The organism is Streptomyces angustmyceticus (assembly GCF_019933235.1).
GTDB lineage: Bacteria > Actinomycetota > Actinomycetes > Streptomycetales > Streptomycetaceae > Streptomyces > Streptomyces angustmyceticus.
The window spans coordinates 1,599,583-1,621,853 of record NZ_CP082945.1; the positions used below are offsets into that span (position 1 = coordinate 1,599,583).

At 69.1% G+C, this 22,271-nt stretch carries 21 protein-coding genes and 4 pseudogenes; 12 read left to right on the forward strand and 13 right to left on the reverse strand.

The window, feature by feature from the left end; all coding sequences use genetic code 11:
* Positions 1 to 167: 167 nt before the first annotated feature.
* The 3 genes from K7396_RS07475 to K7396_RS07485 all read right to left on the reverse strand — a co-directional run bounded on the left by K7396_RS07475 (position 168) and on the right by K7396_RS07485 (position 2,458).
* Entirely contained in the window at positions 168 to 569 is a 402-nt protein-coding gene (locus tag K7396_RS07475) for an antibiotic biosynthesis monooxygenase family protein (RefSeq protein WP_086720799.1), read from the reverse strand.
* Between the two features lie 65 nt (positions 570 to 634).
* Positions 635 to 1,057, reverse strand: coding sequence for a hypothetical protein (locus K7396_RS07480; RefSeq protein WP_143589225.1), 423 nt, complete (start codon positions 1,055 to 1,057; stop codon positions 635 to 637).
* A 21-nt stretch (positions 1,058 to 1,078) separates the two neighbouring features.
* The gene (locus K7396_RS07485) at positions 1,079 to 2,458 is read right to left on the reverse strand and encodes an FAD-binding oxidoreductase (protein ID WP_086720797.1); all 1,380 of its coding nucleotides are present in this window, start codon (positions 2,456 to 2,458) and stop codon (positions 1,079 to 1,081) included.
* A 76-nt stretch (positions 2,459 to 2,534) separates the two neighbouring features.
* On the opposite strand from K7396_RS07485, the gene K7396_RS07490 reads away from it, so the two are divergent.
* Positions 2,535 to 3,500, forward strand: coding sequence for a helix-turn-helix transcriptional regulator (locus K7396_RS07490; RefSeq protein WP_086720796.1), 966 nt, complete (start codon positions 2,535 to 2,537; stop codon positions 3,498 to 3,500).
* A gap of 236 nt (positions 3,501 to 3,736) precedes the next feature.
* Here the strand turns inward: K7396_RS07490 and K7396_RS07495 are convergent, their stop codons facing one another.
* The 3 genes from K7396_RS07495 to K7396_RS07505 form a co-directional block, all read right to left on the reverse strand.
* Positions 3,737 to 4,081, reverse strand: coding sequence for a zinc-binding dehydrogenase (locus K7396_RS07495; RefSeq protein ID WP_233476769.1), 345 nt, complete (start codon positions 4,079 to 4,081; stop codon positions 3,737 to 3,739).
* Positions 4,082 to 4,109: 28 nt separating this feature from the next.
* A complete protein-coding gene (locus tag K7396_RS07500) occupies positions 4,110 to 4,697 on the reverse strand; it encodes an alcohol dehydrogenase catalytic domain-containing protein (RefSeq protein ID WP_223659753.1) in 588 nt (195 codons plus the stop codon).
* A 383-nt stretch (positions 4,698 to 5,080) separates the two neighbouring features.
* Positions 5,081 to 6,169, reverse strand: coding sequence for an IS110 family RNA-guided transposase (locus tag K7396_RS07505; protein ID WP_152104316.1), 1,089 nt, complete (start codon positions 6,167 to 6,169; stop codon positions 5,081 to 5,083).
* Between the two features lie 664 nt (positions 6,170 to 6,833).
* Between K7396_RS07505 and K7396_RS07510 the strand changes: the two are divergent.
* Positions 6,834 to 7,271, forward strand: a pseudogene (locus K7396_RS07510) (serine hydrolase); the annotation flags it as partial.
* Positions 7,272 to 7,618: 347 nt separating this feature from the next.
* On the opposite strand, the pseudogene K7396_RS07515 reads toward K7396_RS07510, so the two are convergent.
* Positions 7,619 to 7,717: pseudogene (locus tag K7396_RS07515) on the reverse strand (LysR family transcriptional regulator); the annotation flags it as partial.
* A 69-nt stretch (positions 7,718 to 7,786) separates the two neighbouring features.
* Between K7396_RS07515 and K7396_RS07520 the strand changes: the two are divergent.
* Together K7396_RS07520 and K7396_RS07525 are read left to right on the forward strand one after the other, a co-directional pair.
* Positions 7,787 to 8,686: an NAD(P)H-binding protein gene (locus tag K7396_RS07520; protein WP_086716146.1), complete on the forward strand. Its 900-nt coding sequence runs from the start codon at positions 7,787 to 7,789 to the stop codon at positions 8,684 to 8,686.
* Positions 8,683 to 9,369: an SDR family NAD(P)-dependent oxidoreductase gene (locus tag K7396_RS07525; RefSeq protein WP_086716144.1), complete on the forward strand. Its 687-nt coding sequence runs from the start codon at positions 8,683 to 8,685 to the stop codon at positions 9,367 to 9,369. The genes K7396_RS07520 and K7396_RS07525 overlap by 4 nt, the downstream gene beginning before the upstream one ends.
* Positions 9,370 to 9,455: 86 nt before the next feature.
* On the opposite strand, the gene K7396_RS07530 is transcribed toward K7396_RS07525, so the two are convergent.
* Entirely contained in the window at positions 9,456 to 9,788 is a 333-nt protein-coding gene (locus tag K7396_RS07530; protein ID WP_086716142.1) for a transposase, read from the reverse strand.
* Between the two features lie 169 nt (positions 9,789 to 9,957).
* Here K7396_RS07530 and K7396_RS35655 point away from each other — a divergent pair, with 169 nt between their 5' ends.
* Positions 9,958 to 10,080, forward strand: coding sequence for a hypothetical protein (locus K7396_RS35655; protein WP_263295818.1), 123 nt, complete (start codon positions 9,958 to 9,960; stop codon positions 10,078 to 10,080).
* Between the two features lie 24 nt (positions 10,081 to 10,104).
* Here the strand turns inward: K7396_RS35655 and K7396_RS07535 are convergent, their stop codons facing one another.
* Positions 10,105 to 10,410, reverse strand: coding sequence for a helix-turn-helix domain-containing protein (locus K7396_RS07535; protein WP_086716140.1), 306 nt, complete (start codon positions 10,408 to 10,410; stop codon positions 10,105 to 10,107).
* Between the two features lie 65 nt (positions 10,411 to 10,475).
* On the opposite strand from K7396_RS07535, the gene map reads away from it, so the two are divergent.
* A complete protein-coding gene (gene map / locus K7396_RS07540) occupies positions 10,476 to 11,258 on the forward strand; it encodes a type I methionyl aminopeptidase (protein WP_086716138.1) in 783 nt (260 codons plus the stop codon).
* 617 nt (positions 11,259 to 11,875) lie between these two features.
* Here the strand turns inward: map and K7396_RS07545 are convergent.
* Positions 11,876 to 12,720: pseudogene (locus K7396_RS07545) on the reverse strand (helix-turn-helix domain-containing protein).
* Between the two features lie 145 nt (positions 12,721 to 12,865).
* On the opposite strand from K7396_RS07545, the gene K7396_RS07550 reads away from it, so the two are divergent.
* The 4 genes from K7396_RS07550 to K7396_RS07565 all read left to right on the forward strand — a co-directional run bounded on the left by K7396_RS07550 (position 12,866) and on the right by K7396_RS07565 (position 15,826).
* On the forward strand, positions 12,866 to 13,132 hold the full coding sequence (locus tag K7396_RS07550; protein ID WP_086716134.1) for an Atu4866 domain-containing protein: 267 nt from the start codon (positions 12,866 to 12,868) through the stop codon (positions 13,130 to 13,132).
* 116 nt (positions 13,133 to 13,248) lie between these two features.
* On the forward strand, positions 13,249 to 14,007 hold the full coding sequence (locus K7396_RS07555; protein WP_086716132.1) for an SDR family NAD(P)-dependent oxidoreductase: 759 nt from the start codon (positions 13,249 to 13,251) through the stop codon (positions 14,005 to 14,007).
* Between the two features lie 167 nt (positions 14,008 to 14,174).
* Positions 14,175 to 14,951: an SDR family NAD(P)-dependent oxidoreductase gene (locus K7396_RS07560; protein WP_086716131.1), complete on the forward strand. Its 777-nt coding sequence runs from the start codon at positions 14,175 to 14,177 to the stop codon at positions 14,949 to 14,951.
* A gap of 338 nt (positions 14,952 to 15,289) precedes the next feature.
* Complete coding sequence (locus tag K7396_RS07565; RefSeq protein WP_086716127.1) at positions 15,290 to 15,826, forward strand: phosphate-starvation-inducible PsiE family protein; 537 nt, start codon at positions 15,290 to 15,292, stop codon at positions 15,824 to 15,826.
* Here the strand turns inward: K7396_RS07565 and K7396_RS35915 are convergent.
* Positions 15,800 to 16,069 (reverse strand): annotated as a pseudogene (locus K7396_RS35915) (FUSC family protein); the annotation flags it as partial. The gene K7396_RS07565 and the pseudogene K7396_RS35915 sit on opposite strands and share 27 nt — an antisense overlap.
* 244 nt (positions 16,070 to 16,313) lie before the next feature.
* Here K7396_RS35915 and K7396_RS07570 point away from each other — a divergent pair.
* Positions 16,314 to 18,128, forward strand: coding sequence for an APC family permease (locus tag K7396_RS07570; protein ID WP_086716126.1), 1,815 nt, complete (start codon positions 16,314 to 16,316; stop codon positions 18,126 to 18,128).
* A 228-nt stretch (positions 18,129 to 18,356) separates the two neighbouring features.
* On the opposite strand, the gene K7396_RS07575 is transcribed toward K7396_RS07570, so the two are convergent.
* The gene (locus K7396_RS07575) at positions 18,357 to 18,806 is read right to left on the reverse strand and encodes a DUF1931 family protein (protein WP_086716124.1); all 450 of its coding nucleotides are present in this window, start codon (positions 18,804 to 18,806) and stop codon (positions 18,357 to 18,359) included.
* A 503-nt stretch (positions 18,807 to 19,309) separates the two neighbouring features.
* Between K7396_RS07575 and K7396_RS07580 the strand changes: the two genes are divergently transcribed.
* Positions 19,310 to 21,511 carry an FUSC family protein gene (locus K7396_RS07580; RefSeq protein WP_086716122.1) on the forward strand — a complete coding sequence of 734 codons (2,202 nt, stop codon included), beginning with the start codon at positions 19,310 to 19,312 and terminating at the stop codon, positions 21,509 to 21,511.
* 101 nt (positions 21,512 to 21,612) lie between these two features.
* On the opposite strand, the gene K7396_RS07585 is transcribed toward K7396_RS07580, so the two are convergent.
* Entirely contained in the window at positions 21,613 to 22,260 is a 648-nt protein-coding gene (locus tag K7396_RS07585; protein WP_086716120.1) for an MEDS domain-containing protein, read from the reverse strand.
* Between the last annotated feature and the right edge of the window lie 11 nt (positions 22,261 to 22,271).

A 22,271-nucleotide genomic window follows, 5' to 3' on the forward strand; every position in this document is an offset into this window, starting at 1 on the left:
CCACGCGTGAAGGGCAGTGACCCGGCAGGCAGCGCACCGCTTCGAGAGGCAACCCACTGGTCAGCGTCGCGGTGGCTCTTCTGTGGGTTGGAACCGCGGCCGGCTGCTTCAAGGCGCGTGGTTCATCAAGGTAGTTGGCGTCGGTGACACGTTTGTCGCGGCTCCGGTCATTGGCCCTGGAGTTCCTGGTTGCCATGAGCTGCCTCGGGCTCGGCAGCTGCTGCGGGGAACTCGACGGCGACGTCGTACAGGCCCGGGCTTGACGTGATCTGCGTCTGCGGGCCGTCCTGCGCGGCTCTGGTGCGCCTACCGAACTCAGGGTCCGCAGTGGCCGCCTCCCACGCTTCCCGGCTCTCCCAGTGAGAGACGTTGACGAGCTGGAACCGTGTCTCCGTGGATCGGGCCCGGTGCAGCCGGGAGTCGATGAAGCCGGATTTGGTGCTCATGAGTGCGGCGCGTTGCTCCCACTGGGCGATGAATGCATCGAGGTGCTCGGCGGAGATTTCGAAGATGTTGATGAAAGTGACGGCCGGGCTCGGCACGTTGACGGGCCGACTATCTGCGGTCACAGGGGTCTCCAAGAGTTGGTGGCGCTACGTGGTCCGCTCGGTGCGGATGGGACGACGGCCAGCGGTCAGGTTCTGCCACGCAGTGCGGCGAGTTGCAGGAGGGCGAATACCGAGACGGGGATGGTCTGCAGGACGGTCCACACCGTGCCGACGGTGTTGGTGTCCCACCAGTTGAGGACGAGAGAGACGACGCTCGCCGCCACCCACGCGGCCCCGATCGCGACGACGAGCCATACCGATGCGGCGGGTGGATCAGCTCGCCGGGCCAGCAGAGCGACGCCCACGCCGATCGTCAGCATCAGGCCGCCGGCGGTCAGCACCAGCTTGTCGCCGACTCCCAGCAGCCGGGCGAGGGGGTCGGAGACGAGGAGGTACACCAGCCCGAACACGATCATTCCGGCGGCGTCCATGGCGAGGATCCGGCGCAGCGAAGGTAGCGCCGGCCTGCGGGGATGCGTCGGGGCGACGTCCGCGGATGACGGTGTCATGAGGTCTCCAAGCACTCGACGTCACCGGGCGGCGCGCGGCGGGATGTTGTAGTTGAGGCGGAAGATGTTCTGGGGGTCGTATTCGGCCTTCAGAGCGGTCAGCCGCCTGTGGTCGTCCGTGGTGTAGGCGGTGCGGGTCCGTTCCTGATCGGCGGTGTCGCCGTGGCCCATGAAGTTGAGGAACCGGCCGCTGGTCCAGGGCTCCAGGTCCTTGAACATGCGCTCCAGGAAGGCGTGCGCGTCGGCGGTGGAGTCTCCCGTCAAGGGGGTGAGGACCGCCAGCATGAAGCGCGCGTCGCGATGGCCGACGGCGTTCGGGTGCTCGGGTCGGCGGGCCAGCGCGCCGCCCAGGTGGCGGAGCTCCACGATGGCCGGCAGTGCGGTGCTGGGGCCGGTGTGCTTGAGGATCGTACGGGCCGTGTCGCCGTCCAAGTCCGCCAGCAAGGCATTGTCGGCGGCCCACGGCATGGGGACCGGGGGATCGTCGTGGATGTCGCCGCTGTGCTCGTAGGGCATGTCGCGCAGGTTTTCCAGCAGTCGGGGACCGGCCTGGCGGAGCGGTTCGACCAACCGCTCGCCGTCCTCGGTCGAGCCGGTGAACGCGATCCGCACGTGGCAGACATGGCGTCCGCGCATCGGCTCGGGCACCTGCGGGTCGTCCGGGAAGGGAATCAGCGCCAGCGAAGAGTTCATCTCGTCAGGCACCGTGGCGGCCCACCCCCCGTACGCCTCCAGGATCCCGGGGGTCTGCTCGACATCGAAGAAGAGCCCGCCGCCGTACAGCCGGGCCACCGGGACCAGGTCGAACTCCATGCCGGTGACGATGCCGAAGTTGTCCCGGCCGCCCAGCAGCGCCCAGTACAGTTCCGGCTCGGCGTTCGGGGTGGCGTGACGCAGCCGCCCGTCGGCGGTCACGACGTCCATGGCCTGCACCCGGTCGGCGGCCCAGCCGTGGCTGCGTCCGAGCAGCGCGAGCCCTCCGCCCAGGGTGTAGGAGACGACGCCCACGTGCGGGGCGGAGCCGTTCAGCGGCGCCAGGCCGTGCCGTGCCGCCTCGGGAATCACCTGGTCGAAGCGGGCGCCTGCTGCGACGTACGCGCTGCGCGTTTCGGGGTCGACGCGGACAGCGGCCATGCGCCGGGTGGTGACCAGCAGCCCGCCCTCTGCGGCCACCGAGAAGCCGTGCCCGGTGTTCTGTACGGCTACCGGCAGGCCGTGCGCCGCTGCGAAGTCGACGGCCGCCGCCACGTCCTCGGCCCGCGCGGCGCCGACGATCACCTCCGGATGGTGCCGCACGGCCAGGTTGAAGCCCGTCAGCTCCTCGTCGAAGCCCTCCTGGCCGGGCAACAGCACAGGCCCCTCGGTACGGGCGGCCAGGGTCTCGATGTCGTGACGCTCCACAGTCCTGCTCCTTCGTCGTGCCAACGGGAGCGATCTTGATGGGCGTATATGACATCTGCCGTCATATTCTGCTCAGGTGAAATTCGACCGCCTGCTCTCGATCGTGCTGCTGCTCCAGCACCGTGACCTGGTCCCGGCCAAGGAACTCGCCGAGCGCCTGGAGGTGTCGCAGCGCACCATCTACCGCGACGTCGAAGCACTGTCGGCGGCCGGCGTCCCGGTGTACGCCGAGCGTGGCCAGGACGGCGGCATCGGGCTCCTGGCCGGCTTCCGCACCGACGTCACGGGCCTGACCACCGACGAGGCCCGCGCGCTGTTCGTGCTGGCGTCGCAGAGCGCCCACTCGGCGCTCGGCCTCGACCACGCCCACGGCTCCGCGCTGCGCAAGGTGATGGCCGCGCTGCCCGCCCCGCACCGCCCGGCGGCCGAGCTGACCAGCCGCCGCATCCTCATCGAACCCGACCGCTGGCATGCCGCACCCCGCCCCGAGACCGACCTCGAGGCCCTGTACACCGCGGTCCTCAGCGACCGTCGGCTGCGCATCCGCTACCGCCACAGCGGCCAGACCGCGCTGCGCACCTACACCCTCGACCCCTACGGGCTGGTGGCCAAGGCCGGCACCTGGTACCTGGTCGCCGACCACAAGGGCAAACCGCGGCTCTTCCGAACCGACCGGCTGTCGCAGGTCAGCCTCCTCGCGGCCGAAGCGCGCCGCCGCCCCGGCGCAGAGCTGACCCAGGTCTGGCACGACCTGCGCCGCCAAGTGGAAGACCGCAGCGTCGGCGTCACGATCGTCGTCCGGGTGCGCCGGGAGCGGCTGGACATGGTGACCCGTATCGCCGGCGGCTACTTCACCGGGCCACCTGTCCCCGAGGCCGGCACCGACGAGTGGCTCCGGGTCGAGGTCGCCTACCCTGTCGTAGAGGCGGTCCGCCACCTGCTGCAGTTCGGCACCGACATCCAAGTCGTCAGCCCTCCCGAGGCCCGCGCCGAGATGACCCGCGCCATCGCCGAGTTGGCGGACCACTACCACGCTGCATGAACCACGGCTTCGGTTCGGCCGCATCCCAGCGGTTTCGCAGTCCGTCACTGCAGGCCACCGACCGGATGGCGCGGTGGCCCGTAATCCTCCGGCAGGCAGCTCCCATCGCCACCGACTACGAGTAGTAGTTGTTGAGTATCGCGAGCTATGGCCCACGGAATGGTGCCGAAGTCGAAGAGTTGATCAACCGGCGGCCCACGCTCCAGGTCCGTTACGAGTCCCTGTACGGCGCGCTGTCATCCGCAAGTCAGGATGACCTTGCCAAACTTGCCTGGGCCGGCGAGCCGGGCATAACCATCGGCGTACCGGTCGAGGGAGAGGGTCGTGTCCACGGGGACCCGCAAGCGACCTTGGGCGAGTAGGGGAACGACCGAGGTGCGAACGAGGTCGGCGAGCAGCGCCTTTTCCGCGTGCGTGCGGCCGCGGATGGTGGTTCCGATCAGATGGCCGCGTACCAGCATGAGGTCGAACATTCGCAGCGGCACCGTAGCGCCGGCCTGAACCCCGACGATGAGGACCTTGCCGCGGCTGCGCAGCAGGCTGACCCGTTGCAGGCTGTCCTGTCCGCCGACGAGTTCCACGATCACGTCGTACGGCCCGTGCTGCGCCTCATCGGCGGGAGTGACGACGTTCGACGTGTGCGCCGTCCGGGGCGAGCGCCTTCACCTGGTGGTGAAGCTCGGGACGGCGCACACTTGCCACGGTATGGGCTCCGGAAACGGCGGCAACCTGCACCATGGCCGTTCCCACGCCGCCTGCCGCTCCGGTGACCAGTACACGGTCGCCCGCGCGGACCTGGGCCTGGGTGATCAGGGCGTCCCAGGCGGTACTGAAGGCTTCCGGGAAGCCGCCGGCCTCCTGCCAGGACAGCGCATCCGGCACCGGAAGCAGGAGATCGGCAGGGACGGCGATCCGCTCGGCTTGACCGCCGCCACCGACCAGCGCCATGACTCGGTCTCCGGTGGAGATGCCGGTAACGGCGCTCCCCACGTGCTCGACTTCACCGGCGATTTCCAGGCCGGGCACGTCGGTTGGCCATCCCGGCGGCGCCGGATAGTCCCCCCGTGCCTGCTGCAGGTCGGCGGCGTTGAGACCTGCGGCGCGCACACGGACCACCACACCTCCTGGCCCCGCCACCGGGTTCGGCCGTCGCTCCAGATGGAATTGCCCGTCGGAGTCGATCACTACAGCCCGCATGATCGCACTCTACGGCCAAGGCACTGATGAGGCTGCGAGTGGGGCACGAGACAGTCACAGCCACTCATTGATAGCCGCGACGAGGACGGTCACCTCGTAGCGGACAGCGAGCTTCTCGTAGCGAGTGGCGACCGCCCGGTGCCTCTTGAGCCTGGTACCGGCACATCACCCTGGCCATGGCGGCTTCCGCCCACCTGACAGCGGTCCGGGCCACCACTCATGACAGGGAGGACACAGCCGCGACCTGATCCGACTGAGCGTGAACGAGATCCGCCGCCTGCTGAACACGTTCGCTCACACCGCCCGACACGAAGCCGGTCACTTCCTGTACTGGGGTCGCTGGCGTCGCCGCCATCAACACCGCACAGCCCCTATAACGGGGGTCATGGCCGTGTGGGCCTGACCAGGTGGAACACCTCGCGGGCGGCGTAGCGTTTGAGGCATCGGACGATTTCGCGCCGGGTCTTGCCCTCCTTGGTGCGGCGCTCAAAGTAGTCCTGGGTGCGCGGGTCGAAGCGCAGGCGAGTCTGCACGATCCGGTGAAGGGCGGCGTTGGCCTGCCGGTCGCCGCCGCGGTTGAGGCGACGGTACTGCCGAGTGCCCGAGGAGCGTTCTACGGGGCTGACCCCGCACAGCGCGGCGAAGGACGCCTCACTGTGCAGACGTTCCGAGTTGTCCCCCATCGTGATCAGCAAAGTGGCGGCCGTGTCCGGGCCGATGCCCACCACAGTGAGCAGCTGCGGGGCGTGGCGTTCCGCGAGCAAGGCCAGGCGGCGTTCCAGATCCTGGATCTGCTCAGTGAGCTGCTGGATTCGGTGGGCCAGCAGGCACAGGGTGATGCGGGTGGCCTGCTGTACCGCCTCTTCGTCGCCCTCGTCGTTCTTGCTGTCGTCGGCGAGCCGTGCGCAGGTACGGAAGAGTTCCGGGTTGTTCAGCCGGGCCAGTTCTTCCCGCAGGCCCGGGTCAGCAGTGACGAGGACGGCCTTGAGCTGGTTGATCGCCTGGGTGCGCGCTTTGACTGCCGACCCTTTGGTGAGTTCGTACATCCGGGCGATCTGCACTGGTCCGTCGCCGGACTTGGACTGGGCGCGTGCTCGCCCGCTCAGCACCGCCCGGGCTGCGTTCTGGGCATCGAGCGGATCCGATTTGCCGCGCTGACGGCGGTCGGTCCGGTCGGGCCGGTTCACGTCGAACACTTCCACGCCCTGGGCCAGCAGATAGCGGGACAGGGCCGCCCCGAAGGAGCCGGTCCCCTCTACTCCGGCCCACCGCACCGTGCCCATCCCTCTGGCCCACTTGAGTAGTTCGCGGTATCCGGCCGCGGTGGCCGGGAACTCTTCGGTACCGATCACCGCCCCCACCGGGGAGAGCACGGCAGCCACATGAGCGTCCCGGTGCGTGTCCACTCCGAGGACCACCTCCCCCGTGGGCCGGCGTCGGCGAGTACGCGGGGTTAAGGACGTATCGGTCATGTTCGTTCACCTTCCGACCCGATGGCACATCGCGTGGCCGGCACCGGACCGGGCGGGCGGGCGGGCGGTCAGAACTGTGAATAAGCCTGGCTGGTCGGCAGGCCCCTATCGGGACACACCCGGCCGGCCCGGTGCCAGCAACGCACCTCCCCGGTCCGCGGTCGACACAGCGTGAGTAAGACACCGCGGTCAGAGTTCTCATGAGTCAGACCCCGGCCCGGGACAGCACCCACCAATCCTCCCGGTACTCACTGCGTCCCGCCCAAGCCCGCAGAACATTCTCCACCCCAGCTCAAGGAACACCCTGAATCTGACTCTGGCCGACCACAACGGATCGCAAAGGTCCACATCACGATCAGTCCTCAGGATTCACCAACGGCGTCGTCGACTGACAGCGCCTTGCCCCCGACCACCGGACGAGGATCAACCCGCGCCCACGGTCAGCGGCCTACTGCGGGCGGCCGACGGAACCGGCGCGCCCCGCGCCAAGCGTGGGAGGCGGCTCGCGCCGGGAGCGCCCCGACACATGGTCATCGACCACCTCCAGGCACACCCCGACGAGTCATTCACCGCCGTCCGGATCAGCCGCATCATTGATAAGCCCTCAGGCGCCATCGCCAACGCCCTCAGCAGGCTCATCAGTCTGGGAGTCGCCGAGCAGGTCAGCGAGATGGATGACGCCACGGGGGTCCATCTCCGGGGCGCTGCCCATGACTTCTCCGTGCGCCTCCTCGGTGGCATCTGCGGGATCGCCGGCGCCTTCTCCGTCCTTGCTGACCTCGCCGCCTTCCTGCGCCATATGCTGGTTCCCGCAGCCGCTTCGGAGCAGCCGGGATTCGGGGCGAACTGGGTTGAGAGGTCCCTGCAAATCCACACGGGTGAGCTCACACCAGAGCGCGGTCTGTTCTGGCACCCAGCCCCGAGCACAGTTCCGGCAACGGACGACGTCTGGGTGCACTACGGCTTCACCGGTACCGGCATGTGGATCTCACCGTCGAAGGGCCGCTGGGCAATCCTCCTCACCAACAAGCTCTACTACACCCGCGACCGGGATCCCCTGACCGCGATTCGCAACGCGTTCTGCACCGCCGCATTCTCGTAGCGGCACCCCACGCCAGGCCGAAGGCCGACGAGCACAGGGCGACGCCACGCCGCCGACGGCAGGTCGCCATCCGGGACACGCGTGGACCGCGCTGGCCTTCGCGATGCACTGGCACCGCAGGCATCAGCACGCTCAGCAAGAGGCGGCAGCCCATCAGGCCCTCGTCCACCTCCAGCCCGCATACGGACCGATCGCCGAACCCGTACTGAACTTGTGCTGATCTGGCGCATCCGACCGTGCCTGGAAACGGTCGCTCACCTGGGTACCGCCCCACGCGGGGAAAGCAGCGATACCGATAGGCGCACGCCAGTAGGGTCGAAGAGGGCTCCAGGCGGAGATACCGGTTATAGGGGCTGTGTGATGTAGAGCTGTTCCGCCGCCCGGCCGAAGTGCCGGCGCTCGGCCACCGCGACGAAGTAGCGGAGCTTGCGCAGATCAAGATCCATGCCCTCAAGGTACCAATTGCCCAGGAAGAGTATTGGACGCCGTAGATGCGCCGGCCCGAGACTCGAAGCATGATCCTCATCACCACCCCCACCGGCCAGATCGGCGGCCGGCTCCTGGACATCCTGCTCAACGAAACCCCCACGCGTGGCGAAGAGCTGCGCGTCATCGTGCGCGACCCCGGGAAACTTCCCGACGCGGTCCGCGCCCGCGTCGATGTCGTCACCGGCTCGCACGGCGACGCCGAGGTCGTCGACCGTGCCTTCGCCGGCGCGGACGCCGTCTTCTGGCTGGTCCCGCCGGCGGACCCGCAGGCACTGAGCCTGGACGCCGCGTACTCCGGGTTCACCCGCGCCGCCGCGAAGGCATTCACGACCCACGGAGTGGGGCACGTCGTCGGTGTCTCGGCGCTCGGCCGCGGCACACCCGTCGCCGGCCGCGCCGGACTGGTCACGGTGTCGCTGGCCATGGACGACCTCATCGCGAGTACGGGCGTGGCCTACCGGGCGCTCGCGAACCCGACTTTCATGGACAACCTGCTACGGCAGGCGGATTCGATCCGCGACGACGGAGTCTTCACCGACACCGTCGCCGCCGACCGCAAAGCACCGATGGCCGCCACCCGGGACATCGCCGCGGCCGCCGCCGACCTGCTGCTCGACCGCTCGTGGACGGGGACGGGCGAGGTCCCGGTGCTGGGTCCCGAGGACCTCTCGGCGCACGACATGGCGCGCATCATGTCCGACGTGCTCGGCCGCCCGGTCCGCTACGAGCGGCAGTCGCTCGACGACTTCCGCGCCGCGCTCACCGGACGCGGCGTCGGGGAAGCGCTCGTGGAGGGCTATGCCAACATGATGCGCTCCAAGGACGCCGGTCTCGACGACGGCGTACAGCGCATCCCGCAGACCGCGAGCCCGACCACCTTCCGCGAATGGTGTGAAGAGGTCCTGAAGCCGGCGGTCCAGGCATGAGCGCCAAGACCGCTCTCATCGTGGGAGCCTCCCGCACCCTCGGGCTCGGCCTCGCTACCGAGTACGCGCACCGCGGCTGGGACGTCATCGGAACCGTCAGGGGCAGTGACCGCACCGGTCTTCACGACGTGGCCGAGGCGTCCGGTGGGCGGGTCACGATCGAGTCACTGGACATGACGCAGCCGGAGCAGATCACCGCGCTGCGCGAGCGCCTGGCGGAGCGCACCCTCGACCTGCTGTTCGTCAACGCCGGCATCACGAGGGGCGACATTCCGATCGGCGATGTCCCGGAGGAGATGTTCGTCGAGGTCATGGTCACGAACGCGCTCAGCCCGATGCGCGTGGTCGAGTCCTTCCGCTCGCTGGTCGCGCCCACCGGGACCATCGGCGTCATGTCCTCGCGCCAGGGCAGCCTCAGCTTGAACACCAGGGGTGGACAGGACGTCTACCGCGCCAGTAAGTCCGCCCTGAACCAGCTCATGCGCAGCTACGCCGCCCGGTACGCCGAAGCCGCTCACGCACTCCTGCTTATGTGCCCCGGCCACGTCCGCACCGAACTCGGCGGGCCGGACGCACCGCTGACCATCGACCAGTCCATCCGCGTGGCGGACACGATCGACCGCCACAGCGGCGAACCCGGCCTGAAATACCTCAACTACCAGGACCAGACCGTGCCCTGGTAGCAACCGTCGAGGAAACGCGGGTCCAGACGCTGCCGGTCGGCACTGCGCTAAGGCGTGTTTGAGATGTGGTCACAGGGCTTGCCTTATCAGGGCGAGTTGGATGGTGGCTTCGTAGCGGACGGCGAGCTTGTCATAGCGGTGGCGACGCTCCTGGCCTGTTTCAACAGACCGATGCGGTTCTCGACCTTGTGCCTGCGCCTTTGCATCTCGCGGTCGAAACCGGCCGGTCGGCCCCCTGCTGAGCTGCGTCGGCGCCGGTGTCCGGCCTGGTCGCGCTTCTCGGGGATGGTGTGCGGGATCTGCCGTCGGCGCAGGTACTCACGGATCTCGCGGGAGGAGTACGCCCGGTCGGCGAGCACGTGAACGGGCCGGGTGCGGGGAGGGCCGCCGCCGGTGCGACCAACTGACTCAGGCCGCAGCGGTGGCTTCCGTCGGACTTCTACCGGTACTACTCGCCGGCGCGGCCACGCACTTCCTCACCACCAACGTGGCCGGGCTGAGGCAGGAATGACTCCGCTGGAGGCTTCGCGCGCTTGGTCGCTTCCAAGCGACGCCACGTAGGGGGATTGCCGGTTAGCCAGTGGCTTGGTGTTCACCGAGCTGGTCGGCCTTCGGGCAGGAAGCGACGGACAGGCCCGCGAGGCGGTGCTCGGGCTGGTCGACGAGGTGATCAGCGTGCGCGCAGGCGTACCGGCTCAGCACGGTCAGTGAACCGCTGACTCTTGGGGTGCGGCGTTACGAAACCAGCGATGGGTGCCGTGTGACAAGCAGGACCGACTGATCCTCGACGGTTCGCGCCTCCTGACTGATCTCGGCCCAGACGGCGTCGAGAGACAGGCCGAGGGTGTCGGCGATCGCTGCGATGGTCGGGAAGGCGGGAGTAGCCACACGGCCGGATTCGATCTTCCGCAGAGTTTCCGGCGAGATGTGTGAAGCGAGCGCCACGTCCAGCATCGAGCGGCGGCCCCGGGCTCGGCGGAGCAGGGCGCCAAGGCGCTGTCCGCGTTCTACCTCGGCGGGGGTGAGCGGCAACCTGACCATGAACCCATTCTAATACCGGTACAGTTATACCGGTATAGTTATTGGACGTACATGAGAGGTCCCCCATGATTGAGATCCTGAACTCCGCGCGGCTTGAGCGGGCGAGGGACACCGGCGCCCTGGTCGGAGACATCCTGCACACGCTGAAGCAGCGCAGCACGGTCGGGACGAATCTGCTGGACATCGACCAGTGGGCCAAGGAGATGATCACCGAGGCGGGAGCACAGTCCTGCTACGTCGACTACGCGCCTTCCTTCGGGCGCGGCCCGTTCGGGCACTACATCTGCACGGCCGTCAACGACGGAGTGCTCCATGGGCGGCCTCACAACTACACGCTGGCAGACGGGGATCTGCTGACTCTCGACCTCGCCGTAGCCAGGGGCGGGGTGGCCGCGGACGCCGCGATCAGCTTTCTGGTGGGCAAGGCCAGGCCGGCGAAGAGCGTCGCGATGATCGAGACGACCGAACGCGCACTCGCCGCCGGCATCGCCGCCGCCAAGCCTGGGGCGCGCATCGGCGACCTCTCCCACGCCATCGGCACGGTCCTCAGCAAGGCGGGCTACCCGATCAACACCGAATTCGGAGGCCACGGCATCGGCTCGACCATGCACCAGGACCCACACATCGCGAACACCGGACGGCCCGGCCGCGGATACAAGCTGCGCCCCGGACTGCTGCTCGCCCTGGAGCCCTGGGTCATGGACGACACCGCCACACTCGTCACCGACGCCGACGGTTGGACGCTGCGCAGCGCGACGGGCTGCCGGACCGCGCACAGCGAGCACACCATCGCCATCACCGACAACGGAGCCGAAATTCTCACCCTGCCCCCGCAGGCACGACCGTAAGGGAGCCCACACCGCTGCCGCGTCAGCAGACCCGGCTGCCAGGCGCGGCCGGGCCTCAACTATCCCCGGCCGCCTCGAACCGGGAGGTCACCATGTCCGAGCTGATCGCCGCTTGCACACCGAACAGCCACCCGAAAGATGGTGAGTTCCTGGCTGCCATCAACCTTCCGGACTGGGAGAGCCTCCAGGACGTGGCGGCCCGCCCGCCGCTGCCCGCCGACGCGGGCTTCGCCCCCACCCGATCTCGCCTCCTCCGGCTCGGCCGACTGCGAGTGGCTGCGACTAGACCTCGGTGCTGACCGGGTTGCGCTCCATCCGGCTCGGCAGGTTGGTGAGAAGACGCCGATGTCCCAGAGCCGCCCTCTAGGCGGGTGCCGACGATTTCGGCCACGTCGGACACGTCGACCTGCTCGTCCGCCACCAGAGGCGCCTCACGTTGTCCGCCCGCCAGCGGATGCCCCCGGCGACGCGGCGGCACCCGTTTGGCACCACGCCGCGCCTGCGGGCCGGGGCACCCTGACGGGCCGGGGTAGCTCGGTCCACACCAAGCCCGGTTTGCGTATGGCAGGGGATTGCACGCTGAGCACCTTGGCGAGTTGAGGCACCGCGGCGGCTGATTAGCGGTGGGGCCGGGGGTCGGGCTGGCGCCGGGCGGCGTGGATGGAACCGAGCAGATTGAGGGACTGGGCGCTGGGGCTGCCTGGTTCGGCATGGTAGATGACGAGCTGCTGGCCGGGCGCTTCCCGTACGTCGAAAGCCTGGTAGGTGAGAGTGAGGGGGCCGACTTCCAGGTGGAGGAAGTGTTTGGCGTCCTGGGCCTTGCCGCGCACGGTGGGGGCGTTCCAGAGGCGGGTGAAGTCCGCGCTGTGCTCAGTGAGGGTGCGGACGAGTTCACGCAGCCGTGGGTTGTCCGGGTCGAACCGGTTGCCTCGCGAAGGTTGGCGACGGTGGCCTGTGCTGCCCGGTCCCAGTCCGTGTAGAAGTTGCGGCCTGCGGGGTCGAGGAAGGTTATGCGGGCCAAGTTGCCCGCCGGCTCGAACGGGGCGTAGAGGGCATCGGCCAGGGCGTTGACGGCAAGGAGGCCCAGGGTCCGGCTCATGACGAACGCTGGAGTGTTCGGGTAGCCGTCCATAAGCTGTCGCAGCGCCGGGCTGACCCGCTCGGCGGCATGGACGGAGCGCCGGTCGTTCCGCGTGGCCGCGGCCAGCCGGTACAAGTGCGCGCGGGCGTCCGCGTCGAGGCGCAGCGCGCGGCTGAGCGCGTCGGCCACCTGGGGTGAGGGATTGCGCTCGGCCGTGTTCCAGGCGGGTGTAGTAGTCGGCGTTCACTCCGGCCAGGACGGCGACCTCCTCGCGGCGCAGTCCGGCGACTCTGCGGGCCCCGTAGCCGCCATGCCGACGCCCTCCGGCCGCAGGCCGGCGCGGCGTGTGCGCAAGAAGTCTCCCAGGTGGTTGTCGTCCATGTGTTCCTGGCTAGGCGGCAGCCCGGTGTGCTGCCTGGGCGTGGCACACCCAGGCAGCACGCGTCCTGGTTGATGGCCGCTGACCTGCCCAGACTCGGTGGAGCGGGAAAGACCGCACCATTCGAGGAGAGGAGAGGAGTCCGCCATGGCCGGGACCGTTGAGGGCGACCACGTCGACGTGGTCGGGATGTGGGTGACCGCGGATGGTCACATCCGTCAGGAGCTGCTGCCGGACGGCCGCTACGACGAAGCTCGCGGCGAGCGGCGCAGCGCGTACACCGGCCGGTACACGGTGACCGGCAGCCACCTGGACTACGTCGACGACACCGGGTTCACCGCCACGGGCGACCTCCGGGACGGAGTGCTGTATCACGAGCACCTCGTGCTCTACCGGGAGCAGAAGTCGTCGTAGAGGAGGCCGGGCCGCGGCCGCCGTGGTCACCGGGGGCGAATCCGCCGTCGGCGGACCAAGAAGTCCCGACACAGCAGTCAGTCAGCCAGCAACAACGAGAATCAAGGACCATATCCATGACAGGACCACGACTTGACGGCAAGGTCGCGCTGATCACGGGCGCGACCGGCGGCCTCGGCACAGCGACCGCCGAACTCTTCGCCCGCGAAGGCGCCCGGCTAGTGATCACCGATGTCGCCGAAGGCCCCCTGCGGGACCTGTCCCACCGGATCGGGGAACGCGGCGCGAAGGTCGTCGCTGCCCGCCTCGATGTCTCCTCCGCGCGGGAGTGGGACGAAGTGATCAGCGTCGTACGCGACCGGTTCGGAACGCTGGACGTGCTCGTGAACCTCGCCGGCATCCTGGACTGGCCAGGTATCGAGGACACGCAGGAAGAGGCTTGGGACCGCGTCATCGACGTGAACCAGAAAGGCACATGGCTCGGCATGAAGGCGGCGTTGCCGCTCCTGCGTGCGAGCGGCAACGCGTCGGTGATCAATACGTCGTCAGTACTCGGCCTGGTAGGAAGCGGTGCAGCTGCGGCCTACCAGGCGTCCAAGGGGGCCGTGCGCCTGTTGAGCAAGACCGCCGCGGTCGAGTACGCCCGGCAGGGAGTACGGATCAACTCGGTGCATCCCGGGGTGATCGCCACGCCGATGATCCAGGAACTTCTGGACGACCAGGGCGACCAGCAGCCGGACATCCAACGCACCCCCATGCGCCGAGCCGGCCGTGCCGACGAGATCGCGCCCGCGATCCTCTTCCTGGCCTGCGACGACTCCTCGTTCGTCACCGGCTCGGAGCTGGTGGTCGACGGCGGGCTCACCGCGCACTGAACGGCCCGGCCGTGCGACGTCCACGACGGCCTGCTGTGAACGCAGCGCCCCCGTGAGCGCGTCAACGGCTTGGCCCACCTGGCCCGTTCACCGTGTCACTGCACAGCACTTCAGGTGCCCCGCACCGGCGCCTGCACTCACACTCGCCTTCTCCAGGGACCGCACCCATGACACCTGCAACTGCGTCCGCCGAAGCATCCGAATCCGCCGAGTTCGCTGGGAAGAGCGCCCTCGTCACCGGGGCCGCGCGCGGCGTAGGCAAGGAGACCGTGGCGCTCCTCTACGCCCGCGGTGCCCGCGTCGTCGCCGTCGACCTACGCCCTGACATCACGACTCTGCCGGACGAGTTTCCCGGCGTACTCGCGATGTGCGGCGACATCACGCAGGAAGAGACCGCCGCCCGCGCGGTGCAATCGGCCCTGGACACCTTCGGAGGACTGGACATCCTGGTGAACAACGCCGGACGCACCCTGAACAAGCCCATCACCGAAACCACCGCCGAGGACTGGGACGCTGTGATGGCGGTCAACGCCCGCGGCGCCTTCTTCTGCACCCGCGAAGCCTTCCGGGCCATGAAGAACCGCGGCGGCGGCGCCATCGTCAGTACCGGCTCTTACACCTGCACCGTCGCCCTGCCCGAAGGCGCCGCCTACAGCGCGTCGAAGGGCGCTCTGGCCCAGCTGACCAAGGTGCTCGCCGTCGAGGGCGGGCCACTGGGCATCCGCGCCAACATCGTTGCCGCAGGTGTCATCGAGACCGATTTCCTCGACACGATCCGCTCCGACAGCCGTGCGTACCTGGCGTCCTTCGCCGACGTGCAGCCCCTGGGTCGAGTCGCACAGCCCGAAGAGATCGCCGAGGTCCTGTGTTTCCTCGCCTCACCACGCTCGAGCTTCATCACAGGAGCCGTGGTCGCCGCTGACGGCGGCTTCACCGCGGTCTAGCGCCGCATTGGCCGCATCCACCGCCTGACCCGCTACGTCCGCGGCCTTGTACACCGCCTTCGCCGCGGCCTCGGCATGCTTCGCTGCGTCATTGGCGGCATTGCGCGACTGCCGCGCGGCCACCGCGGCCTGCCGGACATTGGTCTGCGCCGCCTCAGCTGCACGCGTGGCCTGACGTAAGTCAGCACCCGCTATCAGCGCCGTCCTGCCGCCAGGTATGCCTCGGTGATGTCGCGCCTCGCCCCTTCCCCCAGGCTGCCACCATAGGGAGGGTCCGCCCGTTCACCGGTTCACCCGTTCGGCAGCACGCCGCGCCTGCGGGCCGGGGCACCCCTAGCATGCTGACTGTGCGCCCCATTCTCCCGAAGATCGAGGGCGGCCGGGTACAGGGCCTCCTGCAACTCATCGAGGACGGCATCCACCTCGTCGTCGCAGCGCTCCTCGTAGTGCTCGCGGGGCTCCTGGCCATCGGGGTCGTCCACGACGTCATCAGGTCGATCCAGGGGCCGTACCGCGAGGATGCGGTCGTTCTCTCCGCCCTGGACAACGGCCTTGTGCTGTTCATCGTGGCCGAGCTGCTCCACACCGTCCGCCTCACCATCAGAAACCAGACCCTCGACGCGGAACCGTTCCTCGTCGTCGGCCTGATTGCCGGCATCCGCAAGGTGCTCATCGTGACGGCCGAGGCGGAGAAGTCCTTCCGGTGGAACGTCGAGGGGATCGAACTGCTCATCCTGGCGGGGCTGATCCTCGTGATGGCGACAGCGGCGTACGTGTGGCGGCGTTCGACGCGGCCGGGAGACTACTTCCCGCTCCAGGAGGCGGGGCGCTCCCCGTCGCCGGCGCCGTCATCCCCCTCGGTGCGCGGGTCCTGATCCGTCACCTTCCGCCTCCATGGCCGCCCGCACCCGCTGTCTTCGCGAGCAGAGCCGACGTACCGTTCCAGGGGGGTGCGGCTCACGGCCGTCGCGTGGTCCTCCAAGGCCCGTTTCTGCAGTTCCGCCCCGCGCCGCACCACCGGGCGCCGGTCCCTGGCGGCGGCGTCCTCCCACGCGTGGAGAGCCCCCTCCACGCGCCCCAGCCCGGATTCCGTGCTGGCGCACGTCGACTGCGCGCTGGCGCACGCCGACTGCCGCCCGTTGCCGCAGCACCGTGCCCTGGATGTCCGCCAGGTCCAGAACCTGTGCCTGGCCGTCCTCCACATCGCACCCGTCCAGCGCGGTGGGCGTGCAGGTCCCCGGAGACTCTCCGAAGCTGGATCAGGCGGTTACCTCTCACCGAAATGGAGACATCATGAGCATTGCCGTTGTGCCACGGCCCGGCATGGGTGGGTGCATCCGCCAAATGAACGAGTGAGTTTCCGTGACCCTCGGGCTTGCGCCCAAGAAACCTCACCCCAAGGTCCCACGGCGTCACGGCGAGGGCGGAAAGTCCCACCTGACCGTGCTCCAGGGGCTGGCCGCCCTATCACTGGACGCCCTCAGCTCGGTCGCGTACGGCCCGGAGGCCATCGTCGTCGTGCTGGTGACCGCCGGTTCGGGCGCGCTCACGGCGATGCTGCCGATCACCCTGGTCATCGCCGGGTTGCTGGCCGTCCTGGTCGTCTCCTACCGCCAGGTGATCGCCGTGCACCCGGACGGCGGTGGAGCCTACGCGGTGGCGAAGAAAGATTTGGGCAGAACGGTCAGTCTGATGGCCGCGGCCAGCCTCATCATCGACTACGTCCTCACCGTCGCCGTCAGTCTCGCCGCCGGCGCCGCGAGCCTCGCATCGGCGTTTCCCGTCCTTTCCGATCATCTTCTGGCCGTATGCCTGATCGCGCTGTTCCTCCTCACCGTCGTCAATCTGCGCGGCATCGCGGACAGCGCACGGGTGCTGATGCTGCCCACAGTGCTGTTCATCGTCAGCGTGATCGGTGTCATCGTCGTGGGGCTGTTTCGAGCCCATCCCGCAGCCACGGTCGGAACATCCCAGTCCTTCCCCGCCGTCGAGGCGCTGGGTGTGCTCCTGGTGCTCAAGGCGTTCTCCGCCGGATGCTCGGCGCTGACCGGGGTGGAGGCCATCGCCAACGCCGTTCCGATGTTCCGCCAACCACGCGTCAAGCGGGCGCAACACACCGAGCTGATGCTGGGGTTGCTGCTGGGCGCCATGCTCATCGGACTGTCGTTGCTGATCCGTCGCCATCACGTGGTGCCACGCGGCGGTGTGACGCTGCTGGCCCAGCTGACCGCCGGCGCCTTCGGGACCGGCTGGCCCTACTACGCCATCAGCCTCATCGTCACTCTCGTGCTGGGCATCGCCGCGAACACCAGCTTCGGCGGCCTTCCGGTCCTGATGAGCGTCCTCGCCAAGGACGACCGTCTCCCTCATCTGTTCGCCCTCCGCTCGGAGCGGCCCGTCCACCGCTGGGGCGTCGTGGCACTGGCGGTGCTGGCCGGCGTCATGCTGGTCGTCGTCAGTGCCGACACCCAGCGCCTGATCCCGCTCTTTGCCATCGGCGTCTTCGTCGGCTTCACCATCAGCCAGATCGGCCTCGTCCGGCACTGGAGCATGCAACGCCCCGACGGCTGGTTGCCCCGGGCGTTGGTCAACGGCGTCGGGGCTGTGCTGACCGGCGTCGCCGGAATCGTCCTGCTCGCCACCAAGTTCCTCGCCGGTGCCTGGATCGCAGTCCTCACCGTGCCGCTGCTGATGCTGCTGTTCTCCCGGATCGAGCGCTATTACACGCGCGTTCGCGACCAACTCGGATGGGACGGCACCCCGCCACGCCCCACACGAACCCACAGTCTGGTCATCGTCCCCCTGGGCAGGGTCGACATGGTCGCCGCCGCCGCCCTCAACGCCGCGTCCTCATTGGGCGATGAGGTCGTCGTGGTCGCCGTCTTCGACGACCGGACGAAAGCGGACGCTATGCGCGCCGACTGGGCACGATGGAACCCCGGCCCACGGCTAGACATCATCGACAGCCCTCAGCACTCCCTGGTGCATCCAGTCATCGGCTACGTCGAGCAGCTCGCCCGCAACGACAGGCAGGTCGCCGTACTCATTCCCCAGGCGGAACCCCTGCACGGCCGCTACCGGATTCTCCAGAACCAAAGGGGCATTCTCATGGCCGGCCTGCTGAGTTCCCGCACCGACGTAGTCGTATGCCTGCTCAAACTCCAGTTGAACCTGTGACCCCGTCACTCACGTGACGGCGCCCCCAGTGGCACACCATCAAGTTCTTTCATCAGGGAGGGCCATTGATTCCCCGAACCTGCCACGCATGGCGCCTCTTCGCCCCGCCGAACTTGAAGGTCAGGGCTGTAGGTAGCCACACCTGCGCGGCCGCCGCTCGCCAAGCCGGGCGGGGGCGGGTGGCTCTGGCCCCTGGAGGGGTGACCTGCGCAATCCGGGCAGGGCCGGCTACAGGAGCAGGTCGAAGATGGCGGTCGCGCCCTCCCAGTGCTTGGTCTGGGGGTTTTTGACGTCGGGGTACATGATCTTGAAGGTTTCGGCGAGTGCCACGCTCAGCCCGCCGATGATCTCCGGGTACCGGGCCTCGGCCTCCTCACTGGGTGCCCGGTCGAGCAGGGGGTGCGCGGCCAACTGCTCGAGGATCGGCTTGAGCTCGACCTCCTCGTCCAGCTGCCGGAACCGGTGAATGCTCTCCTGAAGCCCCTTGGTGATCGGTAGATCCCACAGTTCGACGATGTCCCGGTCGTTCGCCTTGGCCGCGGCCTGGGCGACGAGCAGGAGGTCGTAGAGCTTGCCGTCGACGAAGTCGCTGTACCGCTTCAGATCGTTCTTGTCCACGTCGAGACTTGCGGCGGCACGGAAGAACCTTTCGAACCTGGACACGCCCATCACGGTCATGCCTTTCGCCTCCTCGCCCTCGGTGACCAGCCCACACCGGCGACTGTCCGCCCACCGGCGCGCAATGCCCAGTTCCAGGATTCCAGACACCACCGGGGCACGCCTGCGCATGCCAGGCCGAAGCCGTGGCGCTTATTTCACCTGACAGGCCAAGCGATCGGAACGTTCCCGGAATTGGCCGTGACGGCTTCATCCCCCTGCCCCGCCCCATGAAGACGATGACACGACCGAATGGAGAAGATCCCAAGTAGCTGCTCTCACTCGCCCAGGCGAACACTCAGCCGGCAACCCGGCTCCCGGAACCCGAGCGCAGCCGCCACACATCGGGATGCCGCGGGGCCGGCGCCCGTGACAGCGGCACCTGGATCGGCCCCGTCTGGTGGCAGGCGTTCCGGCCGGACTCCTCGGTTCGTTCCCGGGCGGCACCGCGTGGTAGCTCACGTGGACGGGTGCACGGTGCGGCTGACGGCGGACGGCCCCGGCCTCGCCCTAAGCTCGGCGCCGTGACGTGGCTGCGGGCGCTGGGGCTGATCGTGCGCTCCGGACTGACCATTGAGAGGACCCGGCTCGAGCCGCTGGTCGCACTGCGCGCCGCGGCCGGAGTGGCAACCGTGATCGGGCTCGCGCTGTGGCTTGTCTCCCCGGCCTATGCCGCGTCCGCCGCGTTCGGGGCCTTCTCGGCTGGCACCGCCACGTTCCAGCGGAGTTGGCGCCCGCGCAAGGTGCTGGCGCTGGCCGCCGGCGCGGGCCTGGCGCTCAGCACCTTCCTGGGATATCTGGCGGGGGCGCACCCCGTGTCGTTCCTCCTGCTGCTCGCCGTGTGGTCCTTCGGCGCCGGAATGGCCTGGGCCGCGGGCTCGACCTCCGGGATCGTCGCGGCCACCACGATCGGCATCATGCTGGTGACCATCACCCTGCCGACCACCGTGGTGCAGGCGCTGGAGCACGCCGCGGTGATCGCCTTCGGCGGTGTGGTGCAAGCGACGCTGATCCTGCTGTTCCCGATCCGCCGCTGGGGAGCGCACCGGGATGCGCTCGCCTGCGCCCTCGCCGCCGTGGCCGACTACGCCCGGCGGCTGCGGGACGACCCGGTGGCCCCCTTCGCCCCGGAACCGATGATGACGGCCCGCGACGCCGCTGCGGTCACGCCGTGGCAGGCGCGCCGGCGGCCCGCCGCCTTGCACGGCCCCCGCGGCCTGGCCGAGCGCATCCGCCCGGTCCTCGCCTCCCTCGCCGACCCCCGGGTCGGCGCTCCGGCGGAGGGGCCGGAACGCGACCGGGCGCGGGAACTCCTGAAGGCGGCCGGCGAGGTGCTGGACGCCGCTGCCCATTCGATCCGCCGCGGTACCCCGGTCCGGGCGCCCTCCGAAGCCATGGAGGTCCTCCGGGGCGGGGAGGACGAGGTGCTGCGGGGGCCGGCGCGGCTGGCAGCAGTGCGGCTGTTCGATCTGCTGCGCGAGGTCGTGGAGACCGCGGACAGCAGCGACACGCACGCGGCGAACGCCCCGGCACTGGTGCGTCCGACCATGTTCCGGATGGTGCCGGTCGTGCTGCGTGCGATGCGCCGCGAGCTCACCTGGGACTCGACTGTTCTCCGGCACGCTGTACGTCTCGCCGGGGTGGCTTGCCTCGGCTACCTGCTCGGCAATGCGCTTCCGCTGGGCCACGGCTACTGGGTGCCGATCACCTCCGTCATGGTGCTGCGGCCCGACTTCCACCAGACCTACTCCCGTGCTGTGGCCCGGTTCTCCGGCACTCTCGTCGGCGTCGGCCTGGCCACCGGAGTGGTGCAGCTGGCTCACCCGGGCGCATATCTGTCCGGCGGGCTGGCCGTGCTCTCGGCCGGGTTGATGTACCTGCTGATGCGCACCGGGTACGCGGTCTCGCAGTCCTTCGCCGCAGCGTATGTCGTCTTCCTGCTCGGGATGGGGGGCGCGGAGTGGCACCAGACGGTGCGGGACCGAGTGCTGCTGACCCTGCTCGGCGGTGCGCTCGCGATGCTGGCCTATGTGGTCTTTCCGGCCTGGGAGACCCCGCGGCTGCTGGACCGTCTCGCGGACTGGCTCGCCGCGAACGGGCGGTACGCGGCGGCGGTGGTCGACAGCTACGCGGATCCCGACCGCGGGCATCGCGCGGAAGTGCGGCAGGCACTGCTTGCCGCCCGTACGAAGGAGGCCGCATGGGACGAGGCTTTCGAGCGGGCCAAGCAAGAGCCGGTGAAGCATCGTGGACTGACCCGCAGTGCGGCCCAGGACGCGTATGAGGCGCTCAAGTCGATGGGGCGGGCGGCGATGCTTCTGGAGGCCCATCTGCCGGGGCCAGAGGTGCGGCCCGTCCCGGAAGCCGCACTGTTCGCGGCGGCCCTGCGGGCGGACACCGCGCGTGCGGCGCGGGACGTACGCGAGCGGCGGGCCCCGGGATGGGAGCGGGTAGCGGCGGCGCTCGACGCCTGGGAGGGCTCGGACGGCGGTGATGATCCGGTGGTGCGGCGTGGCGCGGAACTTTTGCTAGGGGCCCTGGAGGAGCTGACGGCCGCGCTGGGCACGACACCGCTGGAACGGGATGTCGAGCCGGTCCGGGAGGCGCGGGAGGGCCGGCAGGAGCGACCGGCGCCGGAGGAAGAGGCGGCAGACGCGGAAGAGGAACAGGAACTCCGGCGGGGGCGCGGTGACGGCTCGGCTCCGCCTCCCAAGGACGTCGGATAGACAGCGCCTACGCTCCGTGCGGCAAGCCGGGATTTCGTGCCGGAACCGGACGGCGGGACGTGCGCACGGCCGGAGCGGTGAGCGGTGAGCGGTGAGCGGTGTCAGGTCTCCCCGGAGGCCGGTGGCCCGGTCTCCTCATCGGGATCGAGGAAGTACGGATTTTCCATGATCATGCCGTTCAGCCAGACCTTCGGATGGGCCTTGACCAGTGGGACGATCAGGTCACTGTGGAACATCTCCAGGTCGTACATGCACATCCCCACCTGGGGATACGACCGCAGCCACCGGGTCGCGCGCATCTCATACCGGACCAGATCCTGGACGAAGGCGGGCTGCACCAAGGGCTGGGCCCAGCTCATATCGGCGGCGAGCCGGGCGCAGGTGCCGTTGTCGGACGGGAACATCTCGTCCGACCATGCGGAGAGCCGGGCCAGTGTGCGATCTCCGTCGAAGGTCGTCCCGTCCCGCAGATACTCATTCGGGCCCCTGATCTGGAGGCTGTTGCCGCGCCGGCCCACCGCGGGGGCGTGCGAGGCCAAGACGTCGCGAAAAGTACGGCCGTCGCCCTCGGTGCCCAAGAGGAGGCAGATGTGCCCTGCACTCAGGCCCTCCGCCAAGAAGGGGGTCATGAGCTGGTCCCGCTCGGCACGCCCCCGGTACAGGGCACAGATGTGGTCGCCGGGAGTCAGTGGTACTCCGCCCAGGTGAGCGACAGCGGCCACGGGAGTGTCCGCTGTCCGCCGGTGCATCGCTCGCCTCC